21 protein-coding genes are annotated in these 15,224 nt (G+C 36.8%); 1 reads left to right on the plus strand and 20 read right to left on the minus strand.

Features of this window, described 5'->3' with window-relative positions; translation table 11 throughout:
* Positions 1 to 50 precede the first annotated feature (50 nt).
* From BQ8014_RS04885 to BQ8014_RS04920, 8 genes are all read right to left on the minus strand, one after another.
* Complete coding sequence (locus BQ8014_RS04885) at positions 51 to 329, minus strand: hypothetical protein (protein WP_080903382.1); 279 nt, start codon at positions 327 to 329, stop codon at positions 51 to 53.
* Between the two features lie 373 nt (positions 330 to 702).
* The gene (locus BQ8014_RS04890) at positions 703 to 1,335 is read right to left on the minus strand and encodes a hypothetical protein (protein ID WP_080903383.1); all 633 of its coding nucleotides are present in this window, start codon (positions 1,333 to 1,335) and stop codon (positions 703 to 705) included.
* Positions 1,332 to 1,610 carry a hypothetical protein gene (locus BQ8014_RS04895; protein WP_080903384.1) on the minus strand — a complete coding sequence of 93 codons (279 nt, stop codon included), beginning with the start codon at positions 1,608 to 1,610 and terminating at the stop codon, positions 1,332 to 1,334. The genes BQ8014_RS04890 and BQ8014_RS04895 overlap by 4 nt, the downstream gene beginning before the upstream one ends.
* A gap of 220 nt (positions 1,611 to 1,830) precedes the next feature.
* Positions 1,831 to 2,280, minus strand: coding sequence for a hypothetical protein (locus BQ8014_RS04900; RefSeq protein ID WP_080903385.1), 450 nt, complete (start codon positions 2,278 to 2,280; stop codon positions 1,831 to 1,833).
* Positions 2,261 to 2,704 (minus strand): hypothetical protein, encoded by a 444-nt coding sequence (locus BQ8014_RS04905; protein WP_080903386.1) that lies wholly within the window; start codon positions 2,702 to 2,704, stop codon positions 2,261 to 2,263. Before BQ8014_RS04905 ends, BQ8014_RS04900 begins: the two co-directional genes overlap by 20 nt.
* Before the next feature lie 185 nt (positions 2,705 to 2,889).
* Entirely contained in the window at positions 2,890 to 3,387 is a 498-nt protein-coding gene (locus tag BQ8014_RS04910; protein ID WP_080903387.1) for a hypothetical protein, read from the minus strand.
* 504 nt (positions 3,388 to 3,891) lie between these two features.
* Complete coding sequence (locus BQ8014_RS04915; RefSeq protein WP_080903388.1) at positions 3,892 to 4,185, minus strand: hypothetical protein; 294 nt, start codon at positions 4,183 to 4,185, stop codon at positions 3,892 to 3,894.
* Positions 4,186 to 4,220: 35 nt separating this feature from the next.
* Positions 4,221 to 5,213 carry a WD40/YVTN/BNR-like repeat-containing protein gene (locus tag BQ8014_RS04920; RefSeq protein ID WP_080903389.1) on the minus strand — a complete coding sequence of 331 codons (993 nt, stop codon included), beginning with the start codon at positions 5,211 to 5,213 and terminating at the stop codon, positions 4,221 to 4,223.
* A gap of 356 nt (positions 5,214 to 5,569) precedes the next feature.
* On the opposite strand from BQ8014_RS04920, the gene BQ8014_RS19330 reads away from it, so the two are divergent.
* A complete protein-coding gene (locus tag BQ8014_RS19330; RefSeq protein ID WP_160150032.1) occupies positions 5,570 to 5,743 on the plus strand; it encodes a hypothetical protein in 174 nt (57 codons plus the stop codon).
* 63 nt (positions 5,744 to 5,806) lie between these two features.
* Here the strand turns inward: BQ8014_RS19330 and BQ8014_RS04930 are convergent, their stop codons facing one another.
* From BQ8014_RS04930 to BQ8014_RS04985, 12 genes are all read right to left on the minus strand, one after another.
* Positions 5,807 to 8,257 carry a M4 family metallopeptidase gene (locus tag BQ8014_RS04930; protein ID WP_080903391.1) on the minus strand — a complete coding sequence of 817 codons (2,451 nt, stop codon included), beginning with the start codon at positions 8,255 to 8,257 and terminating at the stop codon, positions 5,807 to 5,809.
* Positions 8,258 to 8,295: 38 nt separating this feature from the next.
* Complete coding sequence (locus BQ8014_RS04935) at positions 8,296 to 9,291, minus strand: YCF48-related protein (protein WP_080903392.1); 996 nt, start codon at positions 9,289 to 9,291, stop codon at positions 8,296 to 8,298.
* A gap of 327 nt (positions 9,292 to 9,618) precedes the next feature.
* A complete protein-coding gene (locus BQ8014_RS04940; RefSeq protein WP_080903393.1) occupies positions 9,619 to 9,924 on the minus strand; it encodes a hypothetical protein in 306 nt (101 codons plus the stop codon).
* Positions 9,925 to 10,117: 193 nt separating this feature from the next.
* The gene (locus BQ8014_RS19920) at positions 10,118 to 11,269 is read right to left on the minus strand and encodes a T9SS type A sorting domain-containing protein (protein WP_080903394.1); all 1,152 of its coding nucleotides are present in this window, start codon (positions 11,267 to 11,269) and stop codon (positions 10,118 to 10,120) included.
* Entirely contained in the window at positions 11,197 to 11,523 is a 327-nt protein-coding gene (locus BQ8014_RS19105) for a hypothetical protein (RefSeq protein ID WP_139785077.1), read from the minus strand. Before BQ8014_RS19105 ends, BQ8014_RS19920 begins: the two co-directional genes overlap by 73 nt.
* A gap of 10 nt (positions 11,524 to 11,533) precedes the next feature.
* Positions 11,534 to 11,980 carry a hypothetical protein gene (locus BQ8014_RS04950; RefSeq protein ID WP_139785078.1) on the minus strand — a complete coding sequence of 149 codons (447 nt, stop codon included), beginning with the start codon at positions 11,978 to 11,980 and terminating at the stop codon, positions 11,534 to 11,536.
* A 4-nt stretch (positions 11,981 to 11,984) separates the two neighbouring features.
* A complete protein-coding gene (locus BQ8014_RS04955; RefSeq protein WP_080903396.1) occupies positions 11,985 to 12,338 on the minus strand; it encodes a hypothetical protein in 354 nt (117 codons plus the stop codon).
* A gap of 50 nt (positions 12,339 to 12,388) precedes the next feature.
* Positions 12,389 to 12,697, minus strand: a complete 309-nt coding sequence (locus BQ8014_RS04960) for a hypothetical protein (RefSeq protein WP_139785079.1) — start codon at positions 12,695 to 12,697, stop codon at positions 12,389 to 12,391.
* Between the two features lie 339 nt (positions 12,698 to 13,036).
* A complete protein-coding gene (locus BQ8014_RS04965; RefSeq protein ID WP_080903398.1) occupies positions 13,037 to 13,237 on the minus strand; it encodes a hypothetical protein in 201 nt (66 codons plus the stop codon).
* A gap of 288 nt (positions 13,238 to 13,525) precedes the next feature.
* Positions 13,526 to 13,984 carry a hypothetical protein gene (locus BQ8014_RS04975; RefSeq protein WP_080903400.1) on the minus strand — a complete coding sequence of 153 codons (459 nt, stop codon included), beginning with the start codon at positions 13,982 to 13,984 and terminating at the stop codon, positions 13,526 to 13,528.
* A 386-nt stretch (positions 13,985 to 14,370) separates the two neighbouring features.
* Positions 14,371 to 15,015: a nucleotidyl transferase AbiEii/AbiGii toxin family protein gene (locus BQ8014_RS04980; protein WP_080903401.1), complete on the minus strand. Its 645-nt coding sequence runs from the start codon at positions 15,013 to 15,015 to the stop codon at positions 14,371 to 14,373.
* A partial coding sequence (locus BQ8014_RS04985) for a DUF6922 domain-containing protein (protein ID WP_080903402.1) occupies positions 14,970 to 15,224 on the minus strand: 255 nt, incomplete at its 5' end. The genes BQ8014_RS04980 and BQ8014_RS04985, both read right to left, overlap by 46 nt.

A 15,224-nucleotide genomic window follows, 5' to 3' on the forward strand; every position in this document is an offset into this window, starting at 1 on the left:
GAGACAGATTGCGTGAAAGGTGTCTGACCGGTTAGAAAAACAAAAAAGAATTAGTAAATTTGTTCTTTCTGAGAGATTGTGTTTTGCAAACCGATTTTAGAAAAATAGGGTACTCGTATAGCATTCTGGTAAGTTATTTTTTTGTCAGATTCTCCGACAAAAGAGAAAGTTCCGGATTGTCCTATCTCTTTAGGATTTTCAACTTCGATCAATACCGCTTCTCCGTAACATAATGTAGTAATTAAAATGATCTTGCCCTTTGCCATGTTAGGCGAAAGTTCGTCTTCCTTTTCGCACCCCACTCCTATTAAAACAAAGAGTAAGACCATAGGAATGATTTTTTAAAAGATTGTTTTCATATGTATTGAAATTTAGATGTTGGATGGTATTATCTTTATAAATAAATGCTTATTTCTTTCAAAAGGCTGCATTAACTATTCAAAAAAGGGAAGCGCAACGGTCGTAAAACCTGCCGGGGATTTTGCTGAGGTGTGTTTTCCCATGAGAATGTCATAAAGACCGGTTCACATTTCAGTCTCACAAATTTAAGTAAAGTAATTGTGACTTTTAGGCTTCTATGTGAAATTGTTTTAGGTAAAATAAGCCCATCAATTGAGGTTCCGAATAGAGTATAGGCTTGAATATATATACTGACGCTAATTGATTGGATTAAAATCGTATAGATGAATTTGTTCATACTATTTACTTTTGTTCAGATAAATAATCGGATACTTCATCCATAAGAAATTTGTTGAAACCTTCATTAGCCGATAATGCGACAGGATCATTCAAATTATATTTGCTGCAATAACCGCATATTTTATCAAGCACGGCATGTGCGTTTTCATGTTGTAAGACGGATAAGATCAATAATATCCCCGATCTTCGCGCATTAAAAGGAGTTGTATCTTTCACTCCGAATTTCTTCCTGTGCTTATCGACTGCTATGGACAATAAATGATCTCGTAAAGAAGAATCCATTGTTTTCAACACAGAATCCAACGATAAAACATACTCTGTTGTATAAACTCTCACCTCTTCTTTGTCGAATATGGACGAATAACTTGGCAGATAACCTGCATTCAAGGATTCATAATAAGTTATTTTTTTCTCCCCTGAGTTCTGTCTTGTGATATCGTCCCAGTAGCCATATGAAACGGCTAAACTACTATTATTTTCAGGCCCTATCAATTGGTCAAAATAGTTTGACAATTGGATCGTAAAATCAGACAGCAATCTACCATCATTGCATGTTAAAGGCTTGTCTGATTCCTGCTCACAAGAAAGGGGAAAAAATATAAAGGCCACTGCGTAAATGTATTGTAAGTATTTCATTGCTTCAAAAAGTTTTCAGATTCGTAAATAATGCTATCTAATACAGATTTATCATGATATATTGCTTTATTTTTTAGGCTTCTGCGGGCAATATCTTTAGAAATATTGCCATTATGTTCTAAAACCAACAAACACAATTGAGCAGTAGGGGATAAACTCCATAAAGAATAAGCACCAGGGAATTGTTCTTTGCTTTTATACTTTGTAATGTCTTCCTGTAGCAAAAGATGTTTATCTGTTTTATCTAATAAAGAAATAGCAGGTTGAGTTGACATTGACATTTCAATACAAGTAAGTTGAAAACCGAATAGACCTTCATCTAATCTTAAATTTAACTGATTAATTTATAGTGGATTCATACCGATAATTTTTTAATAAATAAATATCGATTTAGTCAGAAATCGCTTTTGATTTTGTTATTTGTCCTATTGTATTGTTAGTTACCGCTAGCAATAAAACTATTGCAATAATATATTTCATGGCATTAATAATTTATCATTTTAAAATGCAATCTTTTATATCCAGAAAGATATAAACATTATTATTACGAATTTCAAATTCACCAGTCCAAGTTCCAGACTGACCGCAGTCCATCTTCGCCGTATAACTATATTTACCCTTTGTTTTTTCCAGTACTATTGTTGAAGTTGTATTTATGGCATCGGGAAGATTATCTGCTACATATGGATTAGAAATAAAGCCCACGTCATTATTATCCACATAAACAGTAACATTGAAAGGTCCACAATTTACCATTGCTTGAGCGTTCGTATAGAAGATTACTTTGCCGGAAGTTAATCCAGTTTCTTTCTCCTCACATCCTATCCCCGTAAGAATTAAAAGTAGAATAAAGAAGCTTATCATCTTTAGCATCGAAAAGGTTATTTTCATAGCGGTGATTGTTTTTGTAATAAGGATAGAGTCATTAAAAATTATTTTCTTCATGGCTGTATAATTTATAAAGTAAGTAATACTGCCCATTATTATAGAAAAAACTCAATTCATCTCCTTTACGGGTATAATATTCTATAAATGATATGGCATTGTAAAATAAAGAAACATTGCCGATTTCATTATCACCAACTTTTGTCATACCCCCGAAAAACGGTGCATTTGAAAGATCAACTTCGATCGTATTCAGTATGGACCGTCCCGTACCTTTTGTTTCTGTATTAAAATCAATGGTATAGCATTTTTCGCAATCCTTAGGTTCAAGCTCTGTTAAAGTAGCTGATTTTACCTCTACGATCCCGGACAATTTCCATTTGGTTCCTTTTAGTCCGGCTGAATCTTCTTTATCTTTGCATCCTCCAATTCCGAGAAGCATAAAAAAAGATAAGATAAGAAGTAATGCATTTTTTGTTTTCATACGTTTCTATTTTTAATAAATACTATTAGGGCAAAATTAATTACCATACGAATACTAATCGTATGTTTCGTTCTTGTCTGGTGGAGTAATTGTTTTCATATGTATTTTTAATAAATATAGGTTTAGTCAAAATTTATTTTCATGTGAATAAGAAGATTCTCTTTTCATGATTTTAACTTTTAAGACTAATTGTTAGTCACGTCTTTTAATGACACTTCATTATAATCATCCCAGGGAAATGCCTGAAACATTGCCCCACAAGGTCCACATATAAATTTATTCTTTTCACTTTTGTTCAAAACCTGATATTTGAACCTGATTTTGTATATATTCCTTGAATCCTCCGGGAAAAAAACGGGACCACAATCATCCCCGTGGGAACCCGAAGATATTATTTCTTCAGGAAAATCAAACAGGTTTTCGGGCAAGTTAAAAGTATAAAAGTCCATCGGCCAGTGAGATTCTGAGTTTTTACTCCCCTCAAGCAAAATGCAATAGCCTCTTCCTGCTCCATTGCCTGTTGTCTGTCCTGTTTCGCCGTCAGTCTCATTACAAAAAAAGGAACCAACAATATAGCCTTCGACATAATCAGAGTATTCTCCATTATCGTCGTCGCACCCTCCTGTTCCTGTCAATGTAAAGAAGGAGATCAGTATCAGTAACAGTATTTTTTTTGTTTTCATGTGAATATATTTTAAAGTAAATAAATTTGTTTAATCAAAATAGATTATTCTTGCGAATGCTAATTCGCATCTCCCTAATTGTCTGGTGGAGTAGTTGTTTCCATAAGTATTAAAAATTAAATAATGGATCGTATCATTTTTATAGATAGATGCTTATTTCTTTCAAAAGGCTGCATAAAATATTCAAAAAAGGAAAGCGCAACGGTCGTAAAACCTATTGGGATTTTGCAGAGGATGTGTTTCCTGCAAGAGATTGTCATAAAGACCGGTTCACATTTACATACTGTAAAATTATAAAATAACAGTGCATTATTCACTCTTTCCATACTATTTTCGGTCTCTTGGTTACCTCTTTCAACCGACAAAGCTTTACTAACTGATAGATTCAAAGAAGGCTGTAAAGGGCTCATTGCAAATCATTAATCTTCAATTTTTCTCTCTTTATTGCAATGCAACCTTGTTTTTAGGCGACACACACCACAAGGGTGAAGGCCCTAAATTCAGCTATTGAACGATCAGTTTTTGTTTCAATGTAGGGTGTCCTTTCCGTACGACATGCACATAATACATTCCTTTCGACAAACCTTGCACGGAAAGTTGTTGAACCGATTCCGTGCTTTCCACCGTACGCACCAAACCTTGCCGCTCGTTCCACAGCTGGATGGTGTAAGGTTCCACCGTAACACTTGAAACATTCCGGCCTGTGTTGTTCTCCGTTTCTTTTCGTATTAATCCTGATTGTGAATAGCTCATAACAGCATAACTTGTCATAAGCAGCAGGAGTAAAAATTTCTTCATTGTATAAAAATTTAAAGTTCATAAAATATGTCCTGTCAAAAATTTAGTTTAATAATGCAGCCTTGTGGGCTATTTCCTATAACCAAGGCCGTGGCATCATTTGGGAAATCGATGTCATTTATGCTGAGAAATTCATCTGCCGGAAAATATTTCTCTTCCCAATGCTTACCCCCATCATTGGTAATACAAAGCATTCCATTGGGAAAATAACCGAGTTCGTACCAATGTTGCCCAACACCAACGGCTTGCCATTCGTTAAAGAAATAAACAGAATTCAAAATAGGGGGATCAATATTATACCATGTCGTACCTTTATCCGGAGTTGTAAATATCGTTGTTCCATTGGATAGTAGACAGGCAATATTATCAAATATTAGTATTTTCTTAATCGAATGATTCCCTATTATATTGTTATTAACTGCTAACCAGTTCGTACCTCCGTCAATTGTTTTTAACAGAATATTGCCAGCAGTCAGGAAACCGGTATTTTCATCAAAAAAATTAAGGTTACCGTAGGCAAAGTATCCCAAATCAATTTCATTCCATGTTTTCCCACCATCTTTGGTCTGGAATAGTTTTCGTCCTGAAACAAATCCGGTAGTTTCATTGATAAAACATATGGATGATAGTCCTTCTTGAAAATGGATGGAGAACCATGTCTTTCCTCCATCGGTAGTTTTCAGGATAATACCATCCGATTGACCTCCTACAACATATCCATTCAAATCATCCCAAAAGAACATATCGGATAGATACAATTCGGTACCGGAATCCTGCCAAATCCATGAATTTCCACCATCTTCAGTTTTAAAAATTCTACCGTTATTTGTAATAGTATAGGCTGTATTTTGCGATGTAAAATGTATTGCGGTGTAATTTCCCGAAGGTAATACATTGTATAATACCTCTATATTGTCAAATGTAATTCGCTTTTCCGATTTAACTTCATCGTCATTTTTATCGCATCCTTCTATTCCTACTATAATAGATATAAACAGAAGAATTAAAAACCTTTTGCTTGTTTTCATACATTTATCTTTTTAATAAATATCGATATAGTCAAAATTATTTTCATGCGAATAACAAGATTCGTATGTCGCTAATTGTCTGGCGGAGTAGTTGTTTCCATAAGCATTAAAATTTACATATTGGGCCGTATCATTCTTATAAAGAGATGCTTATTTCTTTCAAAATGCTGCATCAACCATTCAAAAAAGGGAAGCGCAGCGGTCGTAAAACCTGATGGGGATTTTGCTGAGGGTGTGTTTTCGCATGAGAATGTCATAAAGACCGGTTCACATTTGAATATTACAAATTTAAGAAAATTAGTTTTGTTTATTTATGAGTTGCTGCAAATTATTATTCTTGATAACGATGCCTATTATTGTTCCGAATCGATCTATCTCATTTTGCAGAAAGCGAATGGCGGGAAGCCTGTCTTTCGTCTGAACCGGAGATGATGTTCAAAGCGCCGGGCAGCGACGAGTTCCTGCCGGAGTGGGTGATGTATTTCGAACGGTTGGACTTACCCATTCCCGAAGGAGAGCCCGGAGATTAATCCGGGCACCATGTCGCGTAGCGAGGTGATCGAGATCGTTTATTCTTTCCAAAAGTAAGTATCTTAATTTCTTTTAATGATCAGTTTGGCCTCATATATTTTTGAATCCTTAATAATATGTACAATATAGAAACCGTCCCGTAACAGATGAATATCGATCGGCTCGTTTTCTTTTACACTATATCTGCCAAGTAGTGAACTTTGATTGTTATAGATAAGTACGGACAAGTCGCTATTATCCGTCTTGTCTGATACAACTTCATTTTCCGGAATCTTTTGCTTAATACGGAAAGAGATACTTGCGGGATTAGGATATATCAGATAGAGACTTTCCGTATCATCAATAACCTGGAAATCTTTGGTTGCCGTAAATGTACCGCAATCGGATATTCCTGTACAACTAATTAAGACATTGCCCGGATAATATTGGCTGAGGGGAGAAAGAATCAATCTATTAGGTGTGTCAGGATGCATTACAATGCCATTTACCATCCATTGCGATATAACGATATCTTCCGGCATGGTGAAATAAGCTCTTTTTTGACTAATGTATCCTTCATCCGGGCCATCTATGGGTGCATATCCATTCAAATCTACATTGAGAGATAAGGGAATAGTATTCCCAGAAGGAAGAGTGATCGTAGCACGAATCCTATCCTGTCCCGCTCCATTTTTGGCAATAGCTGTAAAACTTGTACCTGTCCCGGATGCAGGGATGAAATTTATCGCAGACCATTGTACCGTTGCTCCCTGCGGTAGGTTGTTGATGGTATAAGTAGCTTGGTCGCAGACGGTGGAGGGGCCGGAGATTAAATTTTGATATATATCCCCAACACCAACAGCGTACCATGCGTTGGTAGTAGATATGACTTCAGGGGAGTCCGCACCATATAAATGTGACGCAGCTGTTATCGTAGCGTTTCTGAATTTATTGAAAGTAACGACTTGTTCATCATTTGAAGCGAGTATGACTGTCTCCGCCCTGTATACGATTTTGGCTGCATGATCAATACCAATACCATTAACAAAATAACTATCTCCAATATCATTAGTGCCTGTACCACCATTTACCAGCAAGAAAAACCAAAAGTTGGGTACGCCGCTATTAATGTGGACACCACAATTATCTTTACTACAATCATTTGTTGGCCACCAAAATCCATTTTCGAGCGGGAGCGGCGATTGATAAGTGTTTGGCTGTCCGAGCGCTTTAGGGTTACTCATCGATCTGAAAGCATCTTGGCACAAGGTAATATCTTCACCAATCAACCATGTTTGTTTTTCAGAGGCAGCCCACGACTCAACACAAGCTGCCCAAATGTCGCTTAAAGCTTCATTCAGTGCCCCAGACTCTCCTTCGTATTTCATTTTTGCCGTGGTTGAATTAATTCCATGAGAAATTTCGTGTGCCACGATATCAAGTGAAGTCAAAGGGTCATAGCAACTATTTCCATCTCCATAAGTCATTCGTTGACCATCCCAGAAAGCATTCGCATTGTTTGGATAGTCGAATGCCATTAAGTTGGTATGTACATAATTCAGTATAGGTCCACCAGAACCATTCCAACTATTCCTCCCATGTACTGTGTTGAAATAATTATAAGTCACTTCGCTACCCCAATGCGCATCTATTGCGGCGTCATCCATATTTGTATTATGAAATTCGGCAGTAGTCCAGCTATTGTTGTTGTCAACGAAGTCTGTTGCTCCCGAATAGTTTGTACCTTGGGCTCTCATGTTATAGGTTTCAATCCGTATATTGCTGCGAATTTCTCTCAAACGGAAACCTCCAGTAAAGGAGTCTGCAATGATGTTTCTTGTTCCGCTGTATCTGGTTGCTGCAGTTCCTTGGGTATTAATGTAATATATTTTGGATTCGGTATCCAATATATCACCTGTGATTGCGTCCACATATATTAAATTCCTGCTCAATGGTATATGGGCATATACATCGAACTTCCATGCTAACCGGAATTGTTGGTTTGTTATCAGTCTGTCTTTAACGATCACCAATTCTCCTTTCGGATAATATGATTCGTTATAATTCTCTTTCAACCAGTGTTCTTCTTCTGGAATTTCCCATTTATACACCTTGGCACCCACAGACCGGGTGGCATAGGCCAATGCTTCTTTCTCAGAGAGTTTTGCAATAGTGGGCACTTCACCCACTTTATTATAGGTTCCGTTAACAGTATTGATAAGATTATCCTTGCCATGTACTGAGTAAGAGGAATAGGCCACCCTTATTCCTTTATAGTATTGATTGAAATAATAGTGAGTAAATCCCAGTTTATCCGTTCTACTATCTGTCAGTATAAAATCTTCATCTTTCCCTAAAGTGTTTAGTTGTTTTAAGAATTGTCTTGATTCATTCATGGGTCTTGCTGAATCTATTTGAAATTCAGCAAAAGTAAGCGCTCCTTTATTATCCGTTTCTTTGCGGATTAATCCTGATTGTGAGTAGCTCATAACAGCAAAACTTGTCATAAGCAACAGGAATAAAAATTTCTTCATAACATACAAATTTAAAGTTGATAAAGAAATAGATGTTGTCAAAAATGTAGTTTAATAATGCAGCCTTGCGGACTGTTTCCTATAGCCAGTGCGGTAGAATCATTTGGAAAATCAATATCATTGATACTGAGAAACTCCTCTGCTGAAAATAATTTTTCTTCCCAATGTTTTCCCCCGTCATTGGTAATACAAAGCATCCCATTAGGAAAATAACCAAGCTCGTACCAATGTTGACCAACCCCAATAGCCTGCCATTCATTAAGGAAATGAACAGGGCCTGATGCAGGGTAAATTATTGTCTCCCATGTATTACCGCGGTCGGATGTTTTAAAGATATTTGAATAGCTATGTAAAAAGACTAAATTATTTAAAACTTGAATTTCGCCAGATTTCACTATATTATCCAATATGAACCAATGATTTCCTTTGTCGGTAGTTTTCAACAAAACAGATTGAAACGGTTTGGGAGTTACGGCAGTTAATAGGCCGTTATTTTCGTCAAAAAAATTAATGCTACTGTAAGCGAAGTATCCCAAGTCAATTTCATCCCAAGTTTTCCCGTCATCTTTGGTGCGAAATAATTTTTTCCCTGCAGCAAATCCGGTTGTTTTATTGATAAAGTATATGGAAGATAGGCTTTCTTGAAAATGGCTGGATAGCCAGGTCTTTCCTCCATTGGTTGTTCTCAGGATAATACCATCCGATTGGCCTCCTACGATATACCCGTTCAAATCATCCGAAAAGAACATGTCGTATAGGTATAATTCCGTACCGGAATCCTGCTGAATCCAAGTTTCTCCACCATTCTCCGTTTTAAAAATACCGCCGTTGTTTGTAATTGTATAAGCTATGTTTTGGGAGATAAAACGTATGGCAGTGTATGTTCCCGGAGGTAATATATTGTATAGCACCTCTGTTTTGTCGAATGAAATTTTCTTTTCTGTTTTCAGATCTTCATCGTTCTTATCACATCCTTCTATTCCTATGATTAAAGAAATAAACAGGTACGTTAATAACCGTTTGTTTGTTTTCATACATTATTTTTTTGTAAGGAGGTGTTGGTTTAATCAAAAATCATCTTCATACGGATAGCAAGATCCGTATGCTTTAATTATTCGGTGGAGTCGTTGTTTTCATAAGTATTAAAATTTCACATAATGCTTCGTATCATTTTTTAGATAGATGCTTATTTCTTCCAAAAAGCTGCATCAATTATTAAAGGAAAGCGCAACAGTCGTAAAACCTGGTGGGGATTTTGCAGAGGGTGTGTTTTCCGCATGAGAATGTCATAAAGACCGGTTCACATTCAGTATCGTAAAATTAAGTAAAGTAATTGAAGTGGTGGCACTTTTTTCGCAAAATTATTCGCTGCTTTGCAGCAAGTGGTAGAGCGTGCGGCTGCCACGGCCTTCCTTGACCAAGAGGCCTTTCTCGACATATTCTTCCAAGTTTTGGCCACTCGCTTCCATGAATAGCCCATCAGTGACCAGTACAGGTTGGGCGATAGATAGCCGAACTGCTTCGCAACCATAAGCATATCCTCCGTCCAGCCTTTTTCCTCCGCCTTTTTCAGTTCTTTTTCCCGGCGGTAATTGCGTTTCAATTCGATATGTTAGATTCCCTTCAGCAGTTGCTTGTCGTAAAGGAAATAGTGAGGGGCACTCCAAGCCTTATAAACCGGTTTGCAATCCCCTCAGTACTTTCCATCGCTACATGGGTGATACCATTAGATAACAACTGTTTGTCAATAACAACTGAATGTCTTATAACTGCGGGTCTCAGTCTGCAGACTTTACCACTGATCGTAGGCACTACTGCGTCTTTACGTGGTATCTCATGCCACCCACCGGTGAATGACTGTTATTGTTTAATCAACGTCTTTGTATAAACCTCCCCGTCTTTTATCACTCGCACAAAATAGATACCGGCTGGCAAACCGCTTACCGGTATTTGATATACAGGCAGGTCGGTTGTAAACCTTTTGAGCCTAGCGGTTGTGCTCCAGAGCTCAATTTCATAGGTGCCGGCGCTGAATTTTCCGGCCGCCTGTTGTATGGAAAGGCCGGCATTCGCCGGTTGTTCCTCCTGCAATTGCACGGTAAACACGTCCGTAGCAGGATTAGGGTAAACGGTTAATACGTTATTATTCAATCCGGGCGATACTTCTATGTATCCGAAAATCTCAATTGATTCATCAGGGGCGGAATAAACAGTACCATCAGAGGAAATAACATCTAAACGTAAGGTGTAAATAGCATGGGGAGCATCTATCGGTTCTCTTAAAACCCCGGAAGGATTCTGCTTACAGGTTGTCTTAATTGTAAAATCAGGGCCTGAGCCAAAAAATCGTAGTTCTTTGCTTTCCAAAGTCCATTCTATATTTAACATCTCTTCCGGCTCGAGAGGCAGGCAAGCCATGGAACATGTCCACAAGCGTGTGGTTCCACATCCCACCATCCCCATAGACCCAAGGATTGAGACTTTGATCTCGGTCGTTACCGGCAATGATGGAATCGTCAATGTCTGTGATCCGAATTGTATATCTGCCCGTATGATGGATTTTCCATTTCCGCTTTTTTTGAATACCGCTGTCCCGGTTCCTTGTCCGGAAACCAAGGTGAGGTTGTTGTTGCTTGTACTCCATTGTACCGTTATTCCGGTGGGCAAATCATTGATGGTATAGGTCGCCTGGTCGCAGACGGTAGAGGGGCCGGAAATACTGAGATTAGTAGCAGGATTTCTTACATAATATTTTAAATTACTAGTTCCATAAGGTGAATCATCCCACCTATGTTTCATTAGTGGATATTCATTCCATTTTGATATAAACCATCCTGTTTGTTCTGTTGTTATCGCAGAGTGGTCTCCCGATTCCCAGAATACTTTTCCGGGGTAAGGCTCTTGAGTTACTTCTACGTAACTTCCATCAGTCATATATATCAATTCAGGATCCTGAATATCTTCCCAACCAGTACCAACCACCGGTCTATACCCTGTTCTACTCTGAGCCATGCATATCCGTGGCAATTAAACTTACGTGTCGAGCTAAATCCATCATACGTTATTATTTGAGTTGCATTAGGATAGGATTGGGCATAATAATTATCAAGGGCTTGTCTTCTTTCTGAACTTGATTCACACATCAGGAATGTAACCACCGGACTACCTTTTGGAGTATATATATCATACATTTGTATGTCACATTGCGCTTGTACTGAAAGTGAAGTCGTAACTCCAATCGTAAATAAAAGAATAAACTTATTCATAAGTATAGTATTATTGAGGTATGCTCGTATAAATAACAACATCTAACTTTGTGCTATGGAAAAAAGCACGAAAGTCTTCTTCATCTTCCACGAAAAAGTGGTGATTCCCGACAAAATTTGAAGGACAATAACTTTCTCCGCTTCGCCATATAAGATGATTCCCCGAGCAATCAAAAAAATAATTAAGTATACCGCCGCTACCCAACATCATATCGGTCACAAAAATATCTTGTCCCTTATATTTTATAAGCCAAATAGTACCTATATAATTTCCGGTCTTATCGGTTGATGCTTTTTTTACTAATTCCTTCAGCCAAGGAAGATTTTTCTGAGGTTGAGAAACTCCACAAGCTTTGATGTTTTCATTTATATCAGGAATTTCTATCTCATCTTCATTATGACATGAAATTAAAGAAAACGACAATAAGCATGATATAAAGATAAATAACTTTCTCATAATTTTATTTTATTAATTGGTATGACAATTCATCTATCATACGAAGGGATTCCTCATCAATTATACCCGAGAACAAGGCCGGATTTTTAATCTTTTGAGGTAACTTATCTAAACTTTGTCTATCCATTTTAGCAATGACATGCACTCTGGAATAGACATTGATACGAAATCCTGCCCCTTTAAAATAATCGGAGTACTTAATTTTTTCTTCATACCCGGCAACAAGATTCTGTAATATCTCTTTAGAGATTCTTTCTGTTGTACTATTTTGTATATCACAACGAGATAATAATACCTCCAAAATGTCAACAGAAAGAATAAATTTACCTTTTTCAAGTTCTGTACTATTTCCATTCAAAAATGATAACGATCGTATTTTTTGATCATATCGTTTTGTTAAACTTGTTGTTATATCTTTCTTCGATAGAGTTCCCTTATCCCATTAAAGTCATTGTATAGTTTATCAAGCCCTCTATTCAGGTTATCAAAAGCAAACACATCATAAAGTAGCGGATATTGCAAACATAATTCTGTTAAGTCTTCCGTAGGTAAAGAGGTCAGTACTTCTTCAGGTATTTGACAGGCTTCTACCTTTTCCTGGTTATTCTGGAATTTTTTCCATTCTTCACTTCCCGGTTTTATCGGATAATCCCAAGTTTGTCCAAAAACAAACATAGGGAAAAATAAGATTGTAAATAAAATTATTTTTGTTTTCATGTATTTATATTTTTAGTAAATAGATGCTGGTTTAATCAAAAATCATCTTCATACGGATAGCAAGATCCGTATGCTTTAATTATTCGGTGGAGTCGTTGTTTTCATAAGTATTAAAATTTTACATAATGCTTCGTATCATTTTTTAGATAGATGCTTATTTCTTCCCAAAAGCTGCATCAATTATTAAAGGAAAGCGCAACAGTCGTAAAACCTGCCGGGGATTTTGCAGAAGGTGTGTTTCCGCATGAGAATATCATAAAGACCGGTTCACATTCAGTCCCTCAAATTTAAGTAAAGTAATTGAAATTCTTGCACTTCTTTTGCTAATTTATTTCCGGCTTATGGCAGGCGGTAAAGCGTGTGGCTGCCGTGGCCTTCCTTGTGACCAATTGGCCCTTCTCCACGTATTCCTCCAGGGCTTTGGCGGCCCGCATCCAGGAACATCCATCCCGTCAAGGAACGATACAGGTTGGGCGATAGATAGCCGAATTGCTTCGTAACCAGAATATAATTAATCCATTCTTTATACGGTCTTTTCATTTTTTTCGGATAGCTTAATCTCTGTCCAATACAAATCCGATGATATGTTTTGCTTATGTTTTAATAATTCAGAGAATCGTTCTTTATGTATGGTCGAGAAGCAGTAGCCTCTAAATATAGAATCTTCCTGCAACACGGATTTATTTATCGTCGAAACAAATAAAGAATTCGTATCCAACTGTAAATATTGTTTATCCCCTTTATAATAATAAAAATGCTCCTGAGCAAAAAGAGATAAAGGGAAAAGTAGTAATATCCAATATAATTTTCTCATAACAATTTTCTTATTTAATTTTCTATGTGCAATTCTTCTATTTTGAAAATAACTTCAGCTGATTTGGGAAGTTTAATAACAAGAATACCATACCGGAATACATCTGGACGAGTAGCATCTCCACCCACTTTAAGTAAATAAGTATAAGAAGTTGTCCTCGTTTTTGAAAATGAATGTTCCATGTTCGATACTTCATTACTATAGCTACCGTAACCTAAAAGCAGCGTGTATTTAGAAAAATCTATTTGCTGCAAATCTTCTATCTGCTGTAACTCATTTTTATTAAACACAGCTTCTAATTCTTTTTGCGATTGAATAACAATTGACTTCGTGTTATTGCCGATAACATTTATTTTAGGCAACTCTTTTACAATTGTTGCGTCCGGATAAATTTCATTTTCATTTTCACATCCTCCCATCCCAATTAGTATAAGCAGGAATGAAATAATTAAAAGTTTTTTGTTTGTTTTCATATACGTTTATATTTTTAATAAATATCGGTTTAGTCAGAAATCGCTTTTAGGCGAATAAAAATTTGTCTGTCTTAATTGTCCGGCGGAGTAGTTGTTTCCATAAATAATATAATTTACATAATGGATTATATCTTCTTATAAATAGATGCTTATATCTTTCAAAATGCTGTATCAATTATTCAAAAAAGGAAAGCGCAACGGTTGTAAAACCTGATGGGAATTTTGCTGAGAGTGTGTTTCCTACAGGGAGTAGTCATAAAGACCGGTTCACATTCAGTTCTACAAATTTATATAAAATAATTCAGGCTTTTGTGTTCTTTTGTAATTTTATTATCATCTTATATTCAATAGATTCATAGGCGATTGCCTTTATGGGCAATGGGTGATTAGGGAAGCGGAAACGACTCGAAAATTTTATTTTGATCTTTGACCATCTCAACCAATCTTTTTTCAATGAGTTTCCAATCATATTCACCATTTAGCATAACAATATCCTCTTCGAAGTCTATGTCATCAAAGTAAGTAATGGCTTTAAAAGGTCTGATTACATTTGAATCAGGAAACTTGCGTTCATATAATCTCAGCATTGAATTAAAAGGGAAACAGGTGGAAAGGAAAGCTATATCTATGAAATCCTTTAATCTCGAACCATTGTCAGCAATAGCAGAAAGTTTCATGGCAACGATATCCTCTATGCTATACAACCTGATGCCGGATTCTGTGTACGGCTTTTCGAGATATTCATATGAATGGGTTATGCAATCTATTTTAATGCCGTCTATGGTACCTTTCAAGGTATTTCTCTCCATAAAGTCAGTACGGAAGCCATAATTATCATGAAGAAATGTTTCCAATTTTCCTGCATCAAATGGCTCCGACGTGAAAAGATCCAGGTCCGCACTTATCCTATGGCCTAAATATAGAGCTAAAGAAGTTTCTCCCGCCAGATTAAAACCTGACATGACACTTTCAGCTTCCAGTTTCTTCAGGAGTCCAAGAGTTGATCCCGCAACAGTTTCCGTGTATAACATTTCAACTCTTCTTTTTTAAGGTCAAAAGCGACACAAACAAAATTCATGTCCCGTGCCGATAGGCTGGGAACTTCTTTTATTATTTCCCTGAATCCTTCTATGCCACCATACAAATTAAACGCAGCGTAAAAATCCTTCACCCATCCTCTTTCAATGACACGCTGAACCACAATCTTTCTTGATTTCCACCAGTCAAAACGGGACAGGTC

This window comes from Parabacteroides sp. Marseille-P3160 (assembly GCF_900162725.1).
Classification (GTDB): Bacteria; Bacteroidota; Bacteroidia; order Bacteroidales; family Tannerellaceae; genus Marseille-P3160.

Coding starts and splice junctions, on each gene's coding strand:
- BQ8014_RS04885 (WP_080903382.1), bottom strand. CDS start 329: ATGGTCTTACTCTTTGTTTTAATAGGAGTGGGGTGCGAAAAGGAAGAC.
- BQ8014_RS04890 (WP_080903383.1), bottom strand. CDS start 1,335: ATGAAATACTTACAATACATTTACGCAGTGGCCTTTATATTTTTTCCC.
- BQ8014_RS04895 (WP_080903384.1), bottom strand. CDS start 1,610: ATGTCAACTCAACCTGCTATTTCTTTATTAGATAAAACAGATAAACAT.
- BQ8014_RS04900 (WP_080903385.1), bottom strand. CDS start 2,280: ATGAAGAAAATAATTTTTAATGACTCTATCCTTATTACAAAAACAATC.
- BQ8014_RS04905 (WP_080903386.1), bottom strand. CDS start 2,704: ATGAAAACAAAAAATGCATTACTTCTTATCTTATCTTTTTTTATGCTT.
- BQ8014_RS04910 (WP_080903387.1), bottom strand. CDS start 3,387: ATGAAAACAAAAAAAATACTGTTACTGATACTGATCTCCTTCTTTACA.
- BQ8014_RS04915 (WP_080903388.1), bottom strand. CDS start 4,185: ATGAAGAAATTTTTACTCCTGCTGCTTATGACAAGTTATGCTGTTATG.
- BQ8014_RS04920 (WP_080903389.1), bottom strand. CDS start 5,213: ATGAAAACAAGCAAAAGGTTTTTAATTCTTCTGTTTATATCTATTATA.
- BQ8014_RS04930 (WP_080903391.1), bottom strand. CDS start 8,257: ATGAAGAAATTTTTATTCCTGTTGCTTATGACAAGTTTTGCTGTTATG.
- BQ8014_RS04935 (WP_080903392.1), bottom strand. CDS start 9,291: ATGAAAACAAACAAACGGTTATTAACGTACCTGTTTATTTCTTTAATC.
- BQ8014_RS19920 (WP_080903394.1), bottom strand. CDS start 11,269: ATGGCTCAGAGTAGAACAGGGTATAGACCGGTGGTTGGTACTGGTTGG.
- BQ8014_RS19105 (WP_139785077.1), bottom strand. CDS start 11,523: ATGAATAAGTTTATTCTTTTATTTACGATTGGAGTTACGACTTCACTT.
- BQ8014_RS04950 (WP_139785078.1), bottom strand. CDS start 11,980: ATGAGAAAGTTATTTATCTTTATATCATGCTTATTGTCGTTTTCTTTA.
- BQ8014_RS04960 (WP_139785079.1), bottom strand. CDS start 12,697: ATGAAAACAAAAATAATTTTATTTACAATCTTATTTTTCCCTATGTTT.
- BQ8014_RS04965 (WP_080903398.1), bottom strand. CDS start 13,237: ATGAAAAGACCGTATAAAGAATGGATTAATTATATTCTGGTTACGAAG.
- BQ8014_RS04975 (WP_080903400.1), bottom strand. CDS start 13,984: ATGAAAACAAACAAAAAACTTTTAATTATTTCATTCCTGCTTATACTA.
- BQ8014_RS04980 (WP_080903401.1), bottom strand. CDS start 15,015: ATGTTATACACGGAAACTGTTGCGGGATCAACTCTTGGACTCCTGAAG.